Raw genomic sequence first — 16,063 nt, 5'->3', positions numbered from 1 at the left:
GTGATGGAGTTGTCAGCACCACCACGGCCAGAGTTTCGGCTAACGTGCGGTAATTCGGGATTCCACCGACCATTCGTAGGAATCGCCCGGAATGTCCCGGAGAACGACCTTCGGCGGGATCGCGAGATCGTGGAAGGCGGACTCGTTGGAGTCCATCTGATAACCGGCGGTATTGGGGTAGATCAGCAGATCGCCGGTGCGGGCGGCGCGCGGCAGTGGAATGCGCCGCCTGCTGATCATGTCGTCCTCGAGGCAGGACGCGCCTCCCACCGACGTCGGGGTCACCGTGCCCGGTCCCGGCGGCCACAGCACCGGATCGGGCAGGTACTCGCTGTCGAACCACTGCTCGGACAGGCTGAGACTGGTGCCGTCGGCGGTGAGCATCAGATACGAATGCCCTTGGGCGATCAGGTCTTTCACGCCCTGAATGCCGAATACCGTGCTCCCGGCGCGATCCAGCAGGGCGCGGCCGGGCTCCACGGCCAGGCCGATGCCCTCCCGGCGCAGCCGTCGCGCCAGGCCGTCGTGTTCCAGCACCCGGGTCAGCATGCGGGCACCCGGCTCCGGGAAGTGATAGGGGTAGAGATCTTTCGGTTCCCAGCCGCCGTGGAACCAGCGCGGACTCAGCCGGGCCCGGAAGGCGGTCCACGCCGCCTCCGGAACGTAGTCGACGCCGAAGCCACCGCCGATCGAGATGGTGGTGACCGGATGTCCCCAGCCGCGCGCCTCACGGCAGCGATCGAGCAAGGCCGCCGCCAGTTCCGCGCGGGGCCGGTAGTCGTAGCCGCTGAGATGGAAGCTGAAGCCCTCCAGCCGAATCGCCCGCGGGTCGATCTGCGCCACCGCGAGATCCAACTGGTCGCCGCGCAGCCCGAAACGACTGGCGGAATCCGGCGGTTGGGCGCGCAGCACCACGCGTGCCGGACCGCCCAGCGCGCCCAGTCGGTCGAGTTCCTCGAGCGAGTCGATGGCGATGAGCGCGCGTTCGTGTACCGCGAGGCGCAGCAGCTCATCGGATTTGGCCGGTCCGGTGACCATGAGGGCGGTGCCGTCGACACCTCCGGCCAGGGCCGCGCGCAGTTCGGCGGTGCTCGAGACATCCACGCCCGCACCGTGAGCCGCGCATTCGGCGACGACGCAGGCCGCCTTGTTGGCCTTCTTGCCGTAGTAGATCGCGCCCACCACACCGGCCGTGGCGAACGCCTGGTGGAAAGCTCGGATATTGCGCCCGACCCGGGCGGGATACAGGACGTGGAAAGGGCCGCCGATCTCGGACGCCATCTCGCGCAGGAGATTCGGATGGTCCAGCAGCTTCCGCTCCCAGTCGTCGCGGTGGGCGGGCAGCGGTGCGGCGGTGATGCTCTCGCGACCGTCGACATACGAGCCGGAGTCGGCGGTGTCGGTGCCGGTCGAATCGGCCACGGGGGCCAGGGTTTTCGTGAAGTCCGTCAGCGGTCTCCCCTTTCGCTGTCGCACCCGTCGCCGGTCAGTCCCACAGCCGGACCTCCGTGCCGCGCCCCTCGGCGATCGCGAGCGTCGCCAGTGCGTGCGCCACCGCGATATCGGTGAGCACGAGACCGCTGTTGTAGACGAAGATGCGTTGGTCATCGGATAGTCGTCCGGCCGCGCGGCGGCTGAGGATCTGGGGTAGCTCCGCGTCGACCTGACGTAGTCGGCCGTCGGAATCGGCCATATCGGTGCCGGTCAGAGTCATCTGCTCGGCATTGGTGGCGATCACGCGGTCGGCCCGGCCCAGGGTGGAGGGGGCCAGCCCGTAACCGACCAGCACCGTCACCGCGCCGGGCGCGAGATCATCGGCCTCCAGGGCCACCTTGGTGCCGGGGCCGGCGGTGGCGAGCACGACGTCGGCGTCGCGCGCGGCCGCCCGCGGATCGGAGACGATCTCCAGTTCCGCGCGCGGCTGATGACGCAGCAGTTCGCGCTGGACCGCCTCGAGCCCCTCGGGGTGGGTGCCGTAGAGCATGAGCCGGTCGAGCTGCGGGTTGGCGGCCAGCAGGTGTGGCAGGGCGTTGCGGCCCTGGGTGCCGGTGCCGATCAGCAGCACGCTGCGCGCACCCGGCCGGACGGTCTCGCGCACCAGCAGCGCCGAGACCGCGGGTGTGCGCAGCGCGCCGACCCGAGCGCAGTCCATCATGGCGATGGGCAGCCCGGTGGCGTCGTCGTAGAGCGTGATGGTGGTGTAGTACCGCTTGGTGCTGCGATCGTGATGCGGGTCGAACTTGTACGAGGTCTTCATGGCGACCACGCGGCGGCGGCCGTCGCGGCCGAGCATGGCGTAGGCCACCGACCAGCCGTCCGGATGCGCCACGCTGAGCTTGCGCGGATTATCCGAACTACCTTCCGCGAAGGCGAGATACGCGTCCTCGACGGCGCGCACCACCTCCCCGGGGCTGATCGGGACATCGGCCAGGTCGCTGCGACTGAGCACTCGCAGCGGGGTGGATCGGGTATTCACGTGCTAATTCCTCGAGTCGTTGCGGAACGGCGATACTGTGCGCTGACCGTATCCGTTCTCGGCGACCTCGGCCTCGGCCCGACGCCGCTCGGGCAGCCGGATATTCACCCGCTTGAGCCAGCGGTCGGTGCCGTCGTACCGGGGTTTGAACGGCACCCGTCCGTGCACCACAACGTCATTGTCCACCAGCAGTAGTTCGCCCGGGGTCAAAGCCGCGGTGATGCACACCCTTTCGAGCTCGAGCGCCAAATGGTCGTAGGCGGCCCGGAATTCGGCGTCGGCGTCGTCGAGCGGGGTGTAGGCGGGATCGAAACGCAGGGTGAGCGCCTCGTCGTCGCTGCCCAGCGTGGCCACGGCGGGCGCCGCCGCGGTGGGGAGCTCACTGCCGTAGGACAGGTCCGGATGGATCGGCAGCAGCGCTCGCCGCAGCCGTTCCCGCTGCCAGGTCTCCAGCCGCACCCGCCGCACCGATGACACCGTGGTGCCGACCCGGTCCGGATTGCGCAGGCAGCCGAGCATGAGCAGATTCGCGCGCTCGGGGTGGAAGGCGTCCTCGGTGTGCGGGGCGAGCAGGGTGGTGCTGCTGGCCCCGGTCTGCTCCTGCTCGTGGCCCGGGCTGGGCACGATGTTGTTGACCAGCCGTCCCGCCTGCTGGCCCTGCCAGCCGAACGGCTCACCGGCGCAGCGCGCCAGCAGCAGCATGGCGATATCGAGTTCGAAGGAGGCGGCGCAGCGATCGGGGTCGCCCGCCCAGGCCGCGGCCTGCCGCCAGTCGATGGGGGTGGGGCCGAGTTCGGCGTCGGCCACGGGTAGATCGCCGATGATGGTGACACCCGCCGAGGTGGCGGGGGCGCGCATGGCCTCGTGCACGGCGTCGGGCAGTTCCCGGTAGCGGGAATCGATCGTGTGGATCAGCGCCGGCTGTGCGAGGGTGGTGGATATCGCCTGATCGTGTCCGAGTGTGACGGCGATCTCATGGGCGAGGTCGCGGATGGATCGTGACGCGGCCGCGGGCAGTGCGCGTCGTTCGATATCGGCGGGGTGAAGCGAGTTACGTTCGAAGAGAACGCTTTTCACCGAGGGTTGTCCCTTCTTCGCATCGTTGGTGCGCGGACGTTCGATGGTGAAAAGTACACGGCTTAATGAGGTTAGGCTAGCCTGTGTTTCGCGTCCGGCGTGTCGCAGAGAAATAGCGGGTCGGCATGAAAGGGTAGTGCTGAAAGGTTGCCAGCGCTCCGGATTCGGCCGATTCGGTACGGGCGCGTCGGCGCATCGTGGCCGACGCGCCGCTTCGTCTGGATGATGAATAACGTGCGATTCGTGAAGGCCGGCGTCGGCGCCGTCATCTCCCGCGCCGGCGTGTTGGGCACGGCGTGCGCTCTCGTGCTGCTAACCGGTTGCGGGGCAGTGGATCTCACGCCCATACCGGAGGGTATCCCGCCCGGACCGGGTGCGCCGCTGCCCGTCATCGACATCGACGCGCCCGGACGCACCGCCCTCCAGCTGCGCGGCTGGGCGGAGGAGCGGTCCGACGCGCTCGGCATTCCGGTGGTGTCGCTGGAGGCGTACGGCTATGCCGCCGCCGTCATGGCGCGCTCCCGGCCGGACTGCGGTATCGCCTGGACCACCATCGCGGGCATCGCGAGCGTCGAGAGTCGGCACGGCACCCACCGCGGGGCCGAGGTCGCCGCGGACGGCACCGTGTCGCCGCCGATTCGCGGGATCCCCCTGGACGGCTCGCCCGGCGTCGCGCGCATCGAGGACACCGACGACGGCAGACTCGACGGGGACACCGTCTACGACCGCGCCCTCGGCCCCATGCAGTTCATCCCGGAGACCTGGCAGCGCTGGGGCGTTGACGCCAACGGCGACGGCGTCGCCGACCCGGACAGCATCGACGACGCGGCCCTGACCGCGGCCCGCTACCTGTGCGCCAGCGGCGGCGACCTCACCGGGCCCGAGGGCTGGCAGCGGGCGCTGCTCACCTACAACCGGTCCAACGTCTACATGCACACCGTGCGCGACCGCGCGGCGGCCTACAGCGTGGGGCGCAGAGCCTGAGCCGCCGCCCGCTTGTGGCGGGCCACAGCGGCACGATCACTTGCGTTAGGCTCGGCACCGCACGGGCATGCCGTGCGACCTGCCGAGCAAGCAGCCGAAGGAGTGTCGTTTCGTGGCCATCATCGAACAGGTCGGAGCTCGCGAGATCCTGGATTCTCGTGGTAACCCCACCGTCGAGGTCGAGATCGCTCTCGACGACGGCACCCTCACCCGGGCGGCGGTGCCGTCCGGCGCGTCGACCGGCGAGCACGAGGCCGTCGAACTCCGCGACGGCGGAAGCCGCTACCAGGGCAAAGGTGTGCAGAAGGCCGTCGAGGGCGTGCTGGACGAGATCGCCCCCGCGGTGATCGGCCTGGACGCGGTCGAGCAGCGCACCGTCGACCAGACCCTGCTGGACCTGGACGGCACCCCCGACAAGTCCCGCCTCGGAGCGAACGCCCTGCTGGGCGTGTCGCTGGCCGTGGCCCGCGCCGCCGCCGAATCCTCCGGCCTGGAGCTGTTCCGCTACGTCGGCGGTCCCAACGCCCACGTGCTGCCGGTGCCCATGATGAACATCGTCAACGGAGGCGCGCACGCCGACACCGGCGTGGACGTGCAGGAATTCATGATCGCCCCGATCGGCGCGCCGACCTTCAAGGAGTCGCTGCGCTGGGGTGCCGAGATCTACCACTCGCTCAAGTCGGTGCTGAAGTCGCAGGGACTGTCCACCGGTCTGGGTGACGAGGGCGGTTTCGCGCCGGACGTCGCGGGCACCCGCGCCGCGCTGGACCTCATCGCCTCCGCCATCGAGAAGGCGGGCTACAAGCTGGGCAGTGACGTCGCGCTGGCGCTCGACGTGGCCGCCACCGAGTTCTACACCGCCGGTGAGGGATACAAGTTCGAGGGCAGCGTGCGCAGCGCCGCCGAGATGAACGATTTCTACAGCGAGCTGCTGTCGGGCTACCCGATCGTCTCCATCGAGGATCCGCTGTCCGAGGACGACTGGGACGGTTGGGTCGCGCTCACCGACGCCATCGGCGACAAGGTGCAGCTGGTCGGCGACGACCTGTTCGTCACCAACCCGGAGCGCCTGGAGGAGGGCATCGCCAAGGGCGCCGCCAACGCGCTGCTGGTGAAGGTCAACCAGATCGGCACCCTGACCGAGACCCTGGACGCCGTGGACCTGGCCCACCGCAACGGCTACAAGACCATGATGAGCCACCGGTCCGGCGAGACCGAGGACACCACCATCGCCGACCTGGCCGTGGCCGTCGGCTCCGGCCAGATCAAGACCGGCGCGCCGGCACGGTCGGAGCGCGTGGCCAAGTACAACCAGCTGCTGCGCATCGAGGACGCCCTGGGCGACTCGGCGCGCTACGCCGGTGATGTCGCCTTCCCGCGTTTCGCGTTCGAAGGCTGAATAATCGGGCTCGGGACAATCGGGCACGAGGTGTCGAATCGGCTGAGTTTCGAGGTGTGAGATGACGGAGCGGCGAGCGCGCGGTACCAGTCCGGCCGGACGCGGGGACCGCCGCTCGTCGCGATCCGCCAAATCCCGGCCGGCGGCCAGCGGCAAGGGCCGCACCACCGCCGGACAGCGGGCCGCCGCGCGCCGCGCCGCCAAATCCGGGAAAACCGCACGGTCCGAACACCGGATCCTCGGCCTGTCCACCGGCCGGGCGGTGCTGCTGGCCGCCGTGATCGCGGCCCTCGCCCTCACCCTGGCGGTGCCGCTGCGCACGTACTTCAGCCAGCGCGCCGAGGCCGAGCAGCTCGCCGCCGAGCGGGCGCAACTGGAGGCCGAGGTGGCTGAGCTGCGCGATCGCCGTGCGCAGCAACAGGATCCGGCCTACATCCGAGCCGAGGCGCGGGACCGGCTGCGGCTGGTGATGCCCGGCGAAACCCCCTACATCGTGCAGGTGCCCGGTATCGAACAACCGGCGGTGCCGAGCCAGACCACCAAGCCTCGGGAACCCGACCCCTGGTACACCGAGCTGTGGCGCAGCATCTCCGAGCCGCAACCTACCCCCACGCAGGAAGGAGCACCCGGGTGACGTACGAAGAGCCCACCGACCGGGATCTCGAGATCGTCGCCGAGCAGCTGGGGCGCGCCCCGCGCGGGGTGCTCGCCATCGCCTACCGCACCCCCGACGGTGTGCCCGCCGTCGTGAAGACCGCACCCAAGCTGCCCGACGGCACGCCGTTCCCGACGCTGTTCTACCTGACCGATCCCCGGCTCACCGCCGAGGCCAGCCGGTTGGAGACCACCGGCATCATGCGCGAGATGACCGAGCGGCTGGGGCGCGACACCGAATTGGCCGCCGCCTACCGCACGGCATACGAGGGCTACCTCGCCGAGCGGGACGCCATCGAATCGCTCGGCACCGACTTCGCCGGTGGCGGCATGCCCGACCGGGTGAAGTGCCTGCACGTGCTGATCGCGCACTCGCTGGCCAAGGGGCCGGGGGTCAATCCGCTCGGCGACGAAGCGGTGGCGCTGGCCGCCGATCATGGCTTGCGCGGCACCGCGATTCCCGCGGACTGGCCGAAATACGAAGAGTACGGAACCGATTCGGCCGCCGTGGAGTAGCCGGAGGAGTATCGGAGGAGTAACTCATGACCGACCGGATCGCCGCCGTCGACTGCGGCACCAATTCCATCCGACTACTGATCGCCGATGTCGCCCCGGCCGGGGAGGCGTCGGCGACGCCGCATCTGACCGATGTGCACCGGGAGATGCGGATCGTGCGGCTCGGGCAGGGGGTGGACGCCACCGGCTCGCTGCACCCCGAGGCCATCGAGCGCACCCGCGCCGCCCTGCACGACTACGTGGACCTCATGCTCGACGCCGGGGTCTCGCGGGTGCGCATGGTCGCCACCTCCGCCACCCGCGACGCGAGCAATCGCGAGGACTTCTTCGCCATGACCCGGGAGGAACTGGGCCGCGTGGTGCCGGGCGCGCAGGCCGAGGTGATCACCGGCGACGAGGAGGCCCGGCTGTCCTTCGCCGGTGCCGTCGGTGAATTGTCCAGTGCGGACGGGCCTTTCGTGGTGGTCGATCTCGGTGGCGGGTCCACCGAGGTGGTGCTGGGCGACGGTTCCGGTGTGCGGGCGGCCTATTCGGCCGATATCGGCTGCGTGCGGATCACCGAGCGCTGCCTGCGCGGCGATCCGCCGACGCCGGAGGAGGTCGCGTCCGGGCGCTTCTTCGCCTCCGAGCGGCTGGCGCAGGCGTTCGGCGTGGTGCCGGTGGAGCGCGCCCGCACCTGGGTCGGCGTGGCCGGGACCATGACCACACTGGCGGCAGTCGCCCTCGATCTGCCCGAATACGATTCGGAGAAGGTGCATCTCACGCGCCTGACGCTGCCGGAGGTGCGGGCCGTCTGCGATCGGCTGATCGGTATGACGCACGACGAGCGGGCGGCGCTGGGCCCGATGCATCCGGGCCGGGTGGACGTCATCGGCGGCGGCGCGGTGATCACCGAGGTGCTGGCGGACGAGTTGGCGCGCCGCGCCGGAATCGACGCGCTGATCGTGAGCGAGCACGACATCCTGGACGGCATCGCGCTGTCGGTCGCACCCCGGCGATAGGATCGCTCTATGGCCGCGACCGCCCAGGTCGCGGCCCATTTGTGCGGTTGAACAAGCGGTGACGGGGGTGCGTCCCCGATGTTGCTGTTCAATTGCCCAATATGGGAGGGTGACGCACATGACAGCTACACCTCTCGCGAAGGAGGGATCCGAGCGCACCCTGTTCGGACACCCCATCGGCCTCGCGAATCTGTTCGGCGTGGAGCTCTGGGAACGCTTCTCGTTCTACGGCATGCTCACGATCCTGGGTTACTACCTGTACTACTCGACCACCGAGGGTGGTCTCGACATGCCGAAGGCGACCGCCACCGGCATCGTCGGGGCGTACGGCGGTCTCGTCTATCTCTCCACCGTGCTCGGCGGCTGGCTCGCCGACCGGGTGCTCGGCATGGAGCGCACCGTCTTCTACGGCGGCGTCGTCGTCGTGGCGGGCCATATCGCGCTGGCGATCATCCCGGACCTGGCGGGCGTCGCGGTCGGCCTGGTGCTGGTGGCGCTCGGTTCCGGCGCGCTCAAGGCCAATGCCTCCTCGCTGCTCGGCACCCTCTACGCCAAGGGTGACGCCCGCGCGGACGGCGGCTTCACCCTCTTCTATCTGGGCATCAATCTCGGTGCCTTCGCCGGCCCGCTCATCACCGGTCTGCTGCAATCGCATGTCGGCTTCCACTACGGCTTCGGTGCGGCCGCCATCGGCATGGCGCTGGGTCTGACGCAGTACGTGGTCTTCCGCCGCAATCTCGGCGACCACGGCCGCGAGGTGCCGAATCCGCTGCCGCGCCCCGAGATTCCGCGCACGGTGGGTGCGGTGGTCGTATTCGCCGTGGTGGTCGTGGTCGCGTGGGTGACCGGGCTGCTCACTCTCGGCAATCTGCCCGACGTCACCACCGGGGTGATCGTGCTGGCCTCCATCGCGTACTTCGTCATCATGCTCACCAGCGCCAAGGTGGAGCCGATCGAGCGGGTGCGGGTGCGGGCCTACATTCCGCTGTTCATCGCCAACGCGGTGTTCTGGTCGCTGTTCCAGCAGATCTTCACCGTGCTGGCGGTGTACTCCGACGAGCGCATCGACTGGAACGTCTTCGGCTGGACCGCGCCGTCGAACTGGGTCGGCTCCATGGAACCGGTGTGGATCATCGCGCTGTCGCCGCTGTTCGCCGTCATGTGGACGCGGCTGGGGAACCGCGCGCCGAGCACGCCGCGCAAGTTCGCCATCGGCGTGATCGGTATGGGCGCTGCCTTCATGCTCTTCACCCTCTTCTCCGGGACCGAGGGCAAGTCCGTGCCGATCCTGTTCGTCTTCGTGGTGCTGGGCGCGTTCGCGGTCTCCGAGTTGATGCTCTCGCCCATCGGCCTGTCGGTGACGACGAAGCTGGCCCCCAACGCCTTCCGCGCGCAGATGATGGCCCTGTACTTCTTCTCCGTCGGCATGGGCACCTCCATGTCGGGTGTGCTGTCGAAGTACTACGACCCCGCGCACGAACTGGCCTACTTCGGCATCACCGGTGTGATAACCATCGCCGTGGGTGTGGCCGTCTGGTTCATCGCACCCCGGGTGAGCCGCCTCATGGAGGGCGTGCACTGACCGATCCGGCGCCGGAGGTGACGATCGCGATCGCCACCTCCGGCCGAACGGATCGTTAATACCTGCGCAAAGCACTTTCGCGGGAAGCCTGAAGTTCGCTACGGTCGGTTCGGCCGTCGGCTGGGCGTGGATGTCCGCAATGTCGCGATCCACGCGGTGTGGATGTTTGATCCGCTGCGTGCGGAGAACTCGAGCAAGGAGTGTGGCCTTGTCGTTGCGAGCAACTGGGCTTCGGCGCGGAACGCGTGCGTTCCGTATGGCCGGTATCGCTGTCGCGGCCGCGGTGGCGGCGGGCATGGTGTGGGCGACGGGAGCACCCCGCGCGGAAGCCGCGCCGGGTGATTGCCCCGCCCTGAACGTCATCGCGGTGCCCGGCACCTGGGAGACCTCCCGGGAAGACCCGAAGCAGGGCATGTTGTCCCTGGTGACCAACGGCCTGCCCAGCAGCGTGCGCACCGACTACGTCAGCTACGCGGCCACCGCCCTGCCCTGGGAGGGCGAGGTCTACGGCCGCTCCAAGCGGGAGGCCGTCGATGCCGCACGTGCCCTGATCGCCGACCGGGCGGCCCGCTGCGGCGCAACACGTTTCGCCCTGCTCGGCTACAGCCAGGGCGCGGACGCCGCCGGTGACCTGGCCGCCGAGATCGGCACCGGCCTCGGCGTGATCCCGCCCGACCGCGTGGTCGCAGTCGGCCTGCTCTCCGACCCCCGCCGCTCACCCACCGACATCCTGATCGGCCCGCCCGTCCCCGGCGCCGGTGCGGGCGGCGCGCGCGTGGGCGGCTTCGGCTGGCTCGCCCCCAAGGTCCGCACCATCTGCGCCGCGGGCGATCTCTACTGCTCGGTCCCCACCGACGACCTGGCGGGCCGCTTCGCCGGCTTCCTCACCCAACTCTCCGCCCCCGACCCCCTCCAGTTCGGCAACTACGCCCTCACCCTGCAAGCCATCCTCGGCGAGGCCCTCACCCCCGGCTGGAACGCCATCCTCACCGCCCCCGCCGACGACCCCGCCAGCGAACAGTGGGCTCGCCAGGTGGAGGAGTTCTACCGCTCCGGAGTCCACCACTCCTACCCCGCCTACGTGGTGGACGCCAACGGCACCACCGCCACCACCTGGCTCCGCAACTGGCTCACCGGCATAGCCCGGACCGCCTGACCCGCGCACCCGTGCCGGGTGCCAGCCCGGCACGGGTCGGCACCCGGCTGGCGCACCCAACAACGCCCCCCGGCCGCGACCCCACGGCGCACCTGAGACACCCACCCGAATCCACCCCCAGAAGATTCCGGCACAACCGTACGGCTCGGTAGGCTGACCCCGCGCCCCCGTAGCCCAATTGGCAGAGGCAGCGGACTTAAAATCCGCCCAGTGTCGGTTCGAGCCCGACCGGGGGCACGAGACGGCTCTGGGAGACGCTCGAGTCAGCGGGCGTTCGTGTTCGTCGCGCCGTCGAACGACGCGACCGTACCTGCGCCCCTAGGCCACATCGGCCCGGCAGGTACGGTACCCCGTCGGTTTCGGCACGCCTCGACGGCCGCCTGCCTCGATCCGGAACGGGGATGCCCCGGGGTGGCGTAGGGTCGAGGCAACGAGGCCGTCGAGGCCTTCCGAACAAAGGACCAACCAGTTGTCCGACAAATCTCCGCGTAGCAAGATGTCCAAGGCTCAGGGCAAAACCCTGAAGGAGAAACGAGCGGAGAAGAAGGCCAAATCCACCAATCCGCAATCCGCGATCGAAGGCTTCGAGAAAAAGGGTGGTAAGCACCGCTGACCTGCGGTTGGCCGCGCAGAGGGGGCTGTCGTAGAACCCCGTTCGTCCCTGAATCTCATCACGGATTGGTGAACTGTGTGGCGAACTCCCCGACGGGCTCGATCTCGGTGATCACGTCGATCAGCACACCGTTGGGGTCGGCCACGATGAAGTGTCGCTGCCCGAATTCCTCGCTGCGCAACTCCAGTTCGGGATGGAGTCCTTCGTTGACGACGAGCCGTTCCCACTCCGCGTCCACGTCCTCGACCTCGAAGTTGAGGAGCAGCCCCTGTACGGGTTTGCGGTAGGCCTCGGGAACCGTCGGGTGGGTGTAGTCGAGCAGGGCCAGTTCGTACGGCTGCTCGCCCTGCCGACGCAGGCTCACATACCAGTCGGCTTCGAAGGTGACGTCGAACCCGAACAGCCTGGTGTAGAAGTCACGGGACTCCTGGATTCGCGATGTACCGATGACCGGATAGAAGCTGGTGAGTTTCATGAGGGTATCCCTTAGTTCGTAGGTGTATGGTGTTGCCGCCCTGCATGTCCGGGGCGGGGGTGTAGTTGATCCGGGTCCCGATCTGTCCCGCAGCGGATTTCGTGCGAGCCGAACTCGAGACTGCCCGCTACGCGTAGCCGGAACAACACGGAAATTCCGTAGCTGGTGATTACATCTGCTTATCCATCGTGCTCCCGGCGGCCGGGCCGAGACGACTGGGCCGTCGCCGAGCCGACGGCGGGCTGACGCCTGGTGCGGTAACAGTCGCGGATGTCGGCGAGCAGCAGGTCCGGCGCTTCCATGGCGGCGAAATGCCCGCCGCGGTCGTACTCGGTCCAGGCGACGATATTGTTGGCGCGTTCGTCGTAGTCGCGGATGGCGACATCCTGGATGGTGAACTGGGCAACGGCGGTCGGCACGGTCGACGGTTCGGGCAGGCCCCAACCCGCCCCCGAGTGCGCATCCTCGTAGTACGCGGCGGCCGATGAACCGGCGGTGCCGGTGAACCAGTAGATGCTCACCTGGGTGAGCAGCACATCGCGGCCGACCGCATCATGCGGCAGCTTGTCCAGATTGGTGAAGTCGTTGTACTTGTCCACGATCCACGCCAACTGCCCGATCGGTGAGTCGGTGAGCGCGTAGGCCAGCGTCTGCGGCCGGGTCGATTGGATGGCGAGGTAGCCGCTCGCCTCCTGCATGAATTCGTTCATCCGGTCGATACGCGCGCGTTCGGCATCGCTGAGCCGGGACACCTCCTCATCCGTCAGCTGCGGATAGGACAGGCCACCGTTGACATGCAGCGCCACCACATGTTCGGCATCGATCAGGCCGAGTTCGCGGCAGATTCCCGCACCGATGTCACCGCCCTGCGCGCCATAGGAGTCGTAGTCCAGGCGGTTCATCAGTTCGGCGAAGGCCGCCGCGATACGACGCGATGACCAACCGGGATCGGTAGCGGGACCGGAGAACCCGAATCCCGGAATCGAGGGCACGATGACGTGGAAGGCATCCGCGGCGTCACCGCCGTGCCGCACCGGATCGGTCAAAGGCCCTATGAGTTCTGTGAATTCGGCGATCGAGCCCGGCCAGCCGTGTACCAGAAGCAGCGGCAGCGCATCCGGTTCCGGCGATCGGACGTGCAGGAAATGCAGCTTCTGACCGTCGATTTCGGTGATGTACTGCGGGAAGGCGTTGAGCCGGGCCTCCTGCGCTCGCCAGTCGAATTCATCGCGCCAGTAGTCGGCTAGTTCGCGCAGATAGTCGGCGGGTACGCCCCGGCTCCAGCCGACGCCGGGAATCTCTGCGGGCAAACGGGTCCGAGCGAGGCGGTCGATGAGGTCATCGAGAGCGGGCTGTGAGATATCGATCTGGAACGGGAGGATCTGCGTTGTTTCGCTCATACCCCGATCCTGTTGATCAGCCGGCCGGTTACCCAGTACCCCGGTACACCCCGGTCGAAATATCCTAGGTCTGCCGGTACCAGGACGACGGCAACGGTTATGGTCGTCGCATGGAGCGGTGGGCGGAGTTGGGCGCGTTTCTGAGGTCTCGGCGCGGTCGCCTCACGCCCGAGGACCTGGGCATCCGGCCGACCGGAAATCGCAGGCGAGTCACCGGGTTACGCCGCGAGGAACTGGCGTCCCTGGCCAATATCGGCGTCGACTATTACACGCGGCTGGAACAGGGCCGCGTACACGGCGTCTCCCGGGAGGTGCTGGAGGGGGTGGCCGACGCGCTGCGGCTGAGCCGGGACGAGCGCGAGTACCTCAGCAATCTGAGCAGCCCGGCCCGGACGACCCCGCTGGGGCCGCGCACCGTCCGGCCCGCGCTACAGCATCTGCTCGACTCGACACCGGAGACACCCGCCTATGTCATCGGCCCATTGGCCGACGTCATAGCGTGGAACAGACTGGCGTGCACAATGTTCACCGATTTCGACGCACTGAAGGCCGAGGATCGGAACTGGTCGCATTTCCTGTTCATCGATGAGGACATGCAGGCGCTGTTCGACGACCCCATGATCGGCCGCAAGGAGAATGTCGCGTTCCTGCGACTACAGCTGAGCCGCCACCCGGGCGATCCCGACATCACCCACCTCATCGAGCACATGCTGGCGAGGAGCACGATGTTCCGAGATATCTGGGCCACCTACGATGTCGCCGACAAGGCGCACAATCACTTCCTGTTCCACCATCCCTTGGTCGGCGATCTGACCCTGGCCTTCCAGGCCGCCAGCCTGCCCGGGGAGCCCGGACAGATGCTGATCACCTACACCGCCGAACCCGAAACCCGATCCGCGGCGGCATTGCGCGAACTCGCCGAGATCGCGCATTAGCCCGGCACACAGCGCCCGCGCGGGGTGGCGCCGAGGAGCCCGCAGACGCGGGACTACGGTGCGGGTGTCGCCACCCGCACCGTAGAGACGAATTCGACCTCCTTGTTCAGCGGTCGCGCGGCCACGCCCTCACAGCACGACGAACGCCAGCGTCGTCGAGGTCGCCGCGGCGAGGGATGCGGCGGCGAGGGCGAGGGGGAGTTGGGTTCGCACGTGGTCCATGACGTCGCCGCCGCAGGCGAGGGCGGAGAGGATCGTCGTGTCGGAGATGGGGGAGGCCTGGTCGCCGAAGACCGCGCCGCCGACGACGGCCCCGAAGCACAGGTGCAGGTAGATCGGGTTCGGGTCGATGGCGTAGGCGAGCGGCATCGCGAGCGGGAAGACGACCGCGAAGGTGCCCCAGGAGGAGCCGATGGAGAATGCCACCACCATGCAGATCACCATGAGGATGGCGGGCAGCAGCGGATCCACCACCCAGCTCGAGGTGGTCTCGACGATGTAGTTCGCGGTGCCGAGCTGCTTGGACACGTAGCCGAGCGTCACCGCCAAAGCCAGGATCAGCGCGCCGACGGTCACGCCCTTGCAGCCGTCGACGAAGCCCTCGATGGCCTCGCCGAGAGGGAGCCCCTTGATCAGCGCCAGCACGATCGCGGTGATCACCGCAAGTCCGAATCCCTGCGCGATGAGCACCTTTCCGGTCAGGGCATAGGAGCCGACGACGACGGAGAGCAACACTCCCATCGGGACGGCGAAGTCGGCGACGCTCGGCGAGTAGTCCTTGGGCAGCTTCATGGTGACCAGCTCGTCGGAGGTGATCGGCTTGGCGGTCGGTGCGTTGAGCTGTCCGGTGGTGCGGGCGCGGTGGATGGCCTTCTTCATCGCGCCGCCGACCCAGGGCAGCTTCCCCCAGGCGAACAGCAGCGTCGCGATGAGCGCGAAGATCGCGTAGAAGTTGAAGGGGATCGAGCTGATGAAGAACGCGACGCCGTCGTCCTCGGTGGCGAACAGCGGCGTGGTCCCCACGATCAGGCCCGCCACGTAGAGCGGCCAGGCGTTGAACGGCAGCACGGTCGCGACCGGCGAGGCGGTGGAGTCGACGATGTAGGTCACCTCCTCCTTCGACACTTTGTGCTTGTCGGTGAGCGGGCGCACGGTGGTGCCGGCCAGGATGGTCGAGATGGTGCCGCCCTGGTGGAACAGCACGCCCACCAACCAGCCGAAGATCCGGGCACTGACGGGGCCGCGTACCAGGGTGCGGCCCGCCATCTCCGCGAAGGCCTGCGCGCCGCCGGTGCGCGTCCACAGGCCGATCAGCCCGCCCAGCGCCCACAGGTAGACCAGCAGGATGGTCGCGAACGAGACGGTGCCCAGCGACGGGAGCATGAAACCGTCGACGATGTTGTACTCCGCGCTCACGACGCCGCCGGTGACGACACCGAGGAACAGCGCGGCCACCACGTTCTTGGTGGCGAACACCACGACCAGCGTGACCAGGGCGGGCAGCAGGCTGAATGCGCCCACATGCTCGCCCTCACCGGGAAGCCTGCCGGGGGAGAGGAATCCGAGGGCGATCAGAACGACCGCGATCACGATCACCCCGATGAGGCCGCTCGATCCGCCGAGACGCCCGGCGAACGACGGCTTGCCCGGCGGCGCGTCGGTGCTCGGTTCGGGAACGGGCGCAGCGGAGTCCACGCTCGTTTCTCGGAGCTCGGACATCGAATCTATGGAATCCGTGGACATGGCGACCCTTCCGATGCGATCTGGGGCGGAGCCCCGCTGGGAGACGGCCGCT

At 68.5% G+C, this 16,063-nt stretch carries 15 protein-coding genes and 1 tRNA gene; 10 read left to right on the top strand and 6 right to left on the bottom strand.

From position 1 onward, the window contains the following. Positions 1 to 39: 39 nt before the first annotated feature. The 3 genes from QMO76_RS10180 to QMO76_RS10170 all read right to left on the bottom strand — a co-directional run bounded on the left by QMO76_RS10180 (position 40) and on the right by QMO76_RS10170 (position 3,553). Positions 40 to 1,422, bottom strand: coding sequence for a Y4yA family PLP-dependent enzyme (locus QMO76_RS10180; protein ID WP_306360952.1), 1,383 nt, complete (start codon positions 1,420 to 1,422; stop codon positions 40 to 42). Between the two features lie 64 nt (positions 1,423 to 1,486). Then, complete coding sequence (locus QMO76_RS10175) at positions 1,487 to 2,449, bottom strand: ornithine cyclodeaminase family protein (RefSeq protein WP_306361143.1); 963 nt, start codon at positions 2,447 to 2,449, stop codon at positions 1,487 to 1,489. Between the two features lie 30 nt (positions 2,450 to 2,479). Then, positions 2,480 to 3,553, bottom strand: a complete 1,074-nt coding sequence (locus tag QMO76_RS10170) for a TauD/TfdA family dioxygenase (RefSeq protein WP_306360951.1) — start codon at positions 3,551 to 3,553, stop codon at positions 2,480 to 2,482. Positions 3,554 to 3,778: 225 nt separating this feature from the next. On the opposite strand from QMO76_RS10170, the gene QMO76_RS10165 reads away from it, so the two are divergent. The 9 genes from QMO76_RS10165 (at position 3,779) to QMO76_RS10125 (ending at position 11,458) form a co-directional block, all read left to right on the top strand. Beyond that, complete coding sequence (locus tag QMO76_RS10165) at positions 3,779 to 4,537, top strand: lytic transglycosylase domain-containing protein (RefSeq protein WP_372341940.1); 759 nt, start codon at positions 3,779 to 3,781, stop codon at positions 4,535 to 4,537. Between the two features lie 112 nt (positions 4,538 to 4,649). Further along, positions 4,650 to 5,936 (top strand): phosphopyruvate hydratase, encoded by a 1,287-nt coding sequence (eno, locus tag QMO76_RS10160; protein ID WP_306360950.1) that lies wholly within the window; start codon positions 4,650 to 4,652, stop codon positions 5,934 to 5,936. A gap of 61 nt (positions 5,937 to 5,997) precedes the next feature. Beyond that, the gene (locus tag QMO76_RS10155) at positions 5,998 to 6,570 is read left to right on the top strand and encodes a septum formation initiator family protein (RefSeq protein ID WP_306360949.1); all 573 of its coding nucleotides are present in this window, start codon (positions 5,998 to 6,000) and stop codon (positions 6,568 to 6,570) included. After that, complete coding sequence (locus QMO76_RS10150; protein WP_306360948.1) at positions 6,567 to 7,106, top strand: DUF501 domain-containing protein; 540 nt, start codon at positions 6,567 to 6,569, stop codon at positions 7,104 to 7,106. Before QMO76_RS10155 ends, QMO76_RS10150 begins: the two co-directional genes overlap by 4 nt. 26 nt (positions 7,107 to 7,132) lie before the next feature. Beyond that, the gene (locus QMO76_RS10145; RefSeq protein WP_306360946.1) at positions 7,133 to 8,107 is read left to right on the top strand and encodes a Ppx/GppA phosphatase family protein; all 975 of its coding nucleotides are present in this window, start codon (positions 7,133 to 7,135) and stop codon (positions 8,105 to 8,107) included. A gap of 118 nt (positions 8,108 to 8,225) precedes the next feature. Beyond that, entirely contained in the window at positions 8,226 to 9,689 is a 1,464-nt protein-coding gene (locus QMO76_RS10140; protein WP_306360945.1) for a peptide MFS transporter, read from the top strand. Between the two features lie 256 nt (positions 9,690 to 9,945). Next, on the top strand, positions 9,946 to 10,845 hold the full coding sequence (locus tag QMO76_RS10135) for a cutinase family protein (protein ID WP_306360944.1): 900 nt from the start codon (positions 9,946 to 9,948) through the stop codon (positions 10,843 to 10,845). Positions 10,846 to 11,008: 163 nt separating this feature from the next. Then, positions 11,009 to 11,082 (top strand) — tRNA-Leu (locus QMO76_RS10130). 232 nt (positions 11,083 to 11,314) lie between these two features. Beyond that, positions 11,315 to 11,458, top strand: a complete 144-nt coding sequence (locus tag QMO76_RS10125; protein WP_306360943.1) for a hypothetical protein — start codon at positions 11,315 to 11,317, stop codon at positions 11,456 to 11,458. Positions 11,459 to 11,516: 58 nt separating this feature from the next. Here the strand turns inward: QMO76_RS10125 and QMO76_RS10120 are convergent, their stop codons facing one another. Beyond that, positions 11,517 to 11,933: a VOC family protein gene (locus QMO76_RS10120; protein WP_306360942.1), complete on the bottom strand. Its 417-nt coding sequence runs from the start codon at positions 11,931 to 11,933 to the stop codon at positions 11,517 to 11,519. A gap of 179 nt (positions 11,934 to 12,112) precedes the next feature. Further along, positions 12,113 to 13,333: an epoxide hydrolase family protein gene (locus QMO76_RS10115; protein ID WP_306360941.1), complete on the bottom strand. Its 1,221-nt coding sequence runs from the start codon at positions 13,331 to 13,333 to the stop codon at positions 12,113 to 12,115. Between the two features lie 110 nt (positions 13,334 to 13,443). Between QMO76_RS10115 and QMO76_RS10110 the strand changes: the two genes are divergently transcribed. Beyond that, entirely contained in the window at positions 13,444 to 14,268 is an 825-nt protein-coding gene (locus QMO76_RS10110; protein WP_306360940.1) for a helix-turn-helix transcriptional regulator, read from the top strand. Positions 14,269 to 14,397: 129 nt separating this feature from the next. Here QMO76_RS10110 and QMO76_RS10105 read toward each other — a convergent pair whose 3' ends face one another. Then, positions 14,398 to 15,987, bottom strand: a complete 1,590-nt coding sequence (locus tag QMO76_RS10105) for a Na+/H+ antiporter NhaC family protein (protein WP_306360939.1) — start codon at positions 15,985 to 15,987, stop codon at positions 14,398 to 14,400. Between the last annotated feature and the right edge of the window lie 76 nt (positions 15,988 to 16,063).

Origin of the sequence: Nocardia sp. CC227C (assembly GCF_030767025.1) — a bacterium.
Classification (GTDB): Bacteria; Actinomycetota; Actinomycetes; order Mycobacteriales; family Mycobacteriaceae; genus Nocardia.
This window is presented reverse-complemented; position numbering and strand designations above follow the sequence as displayed.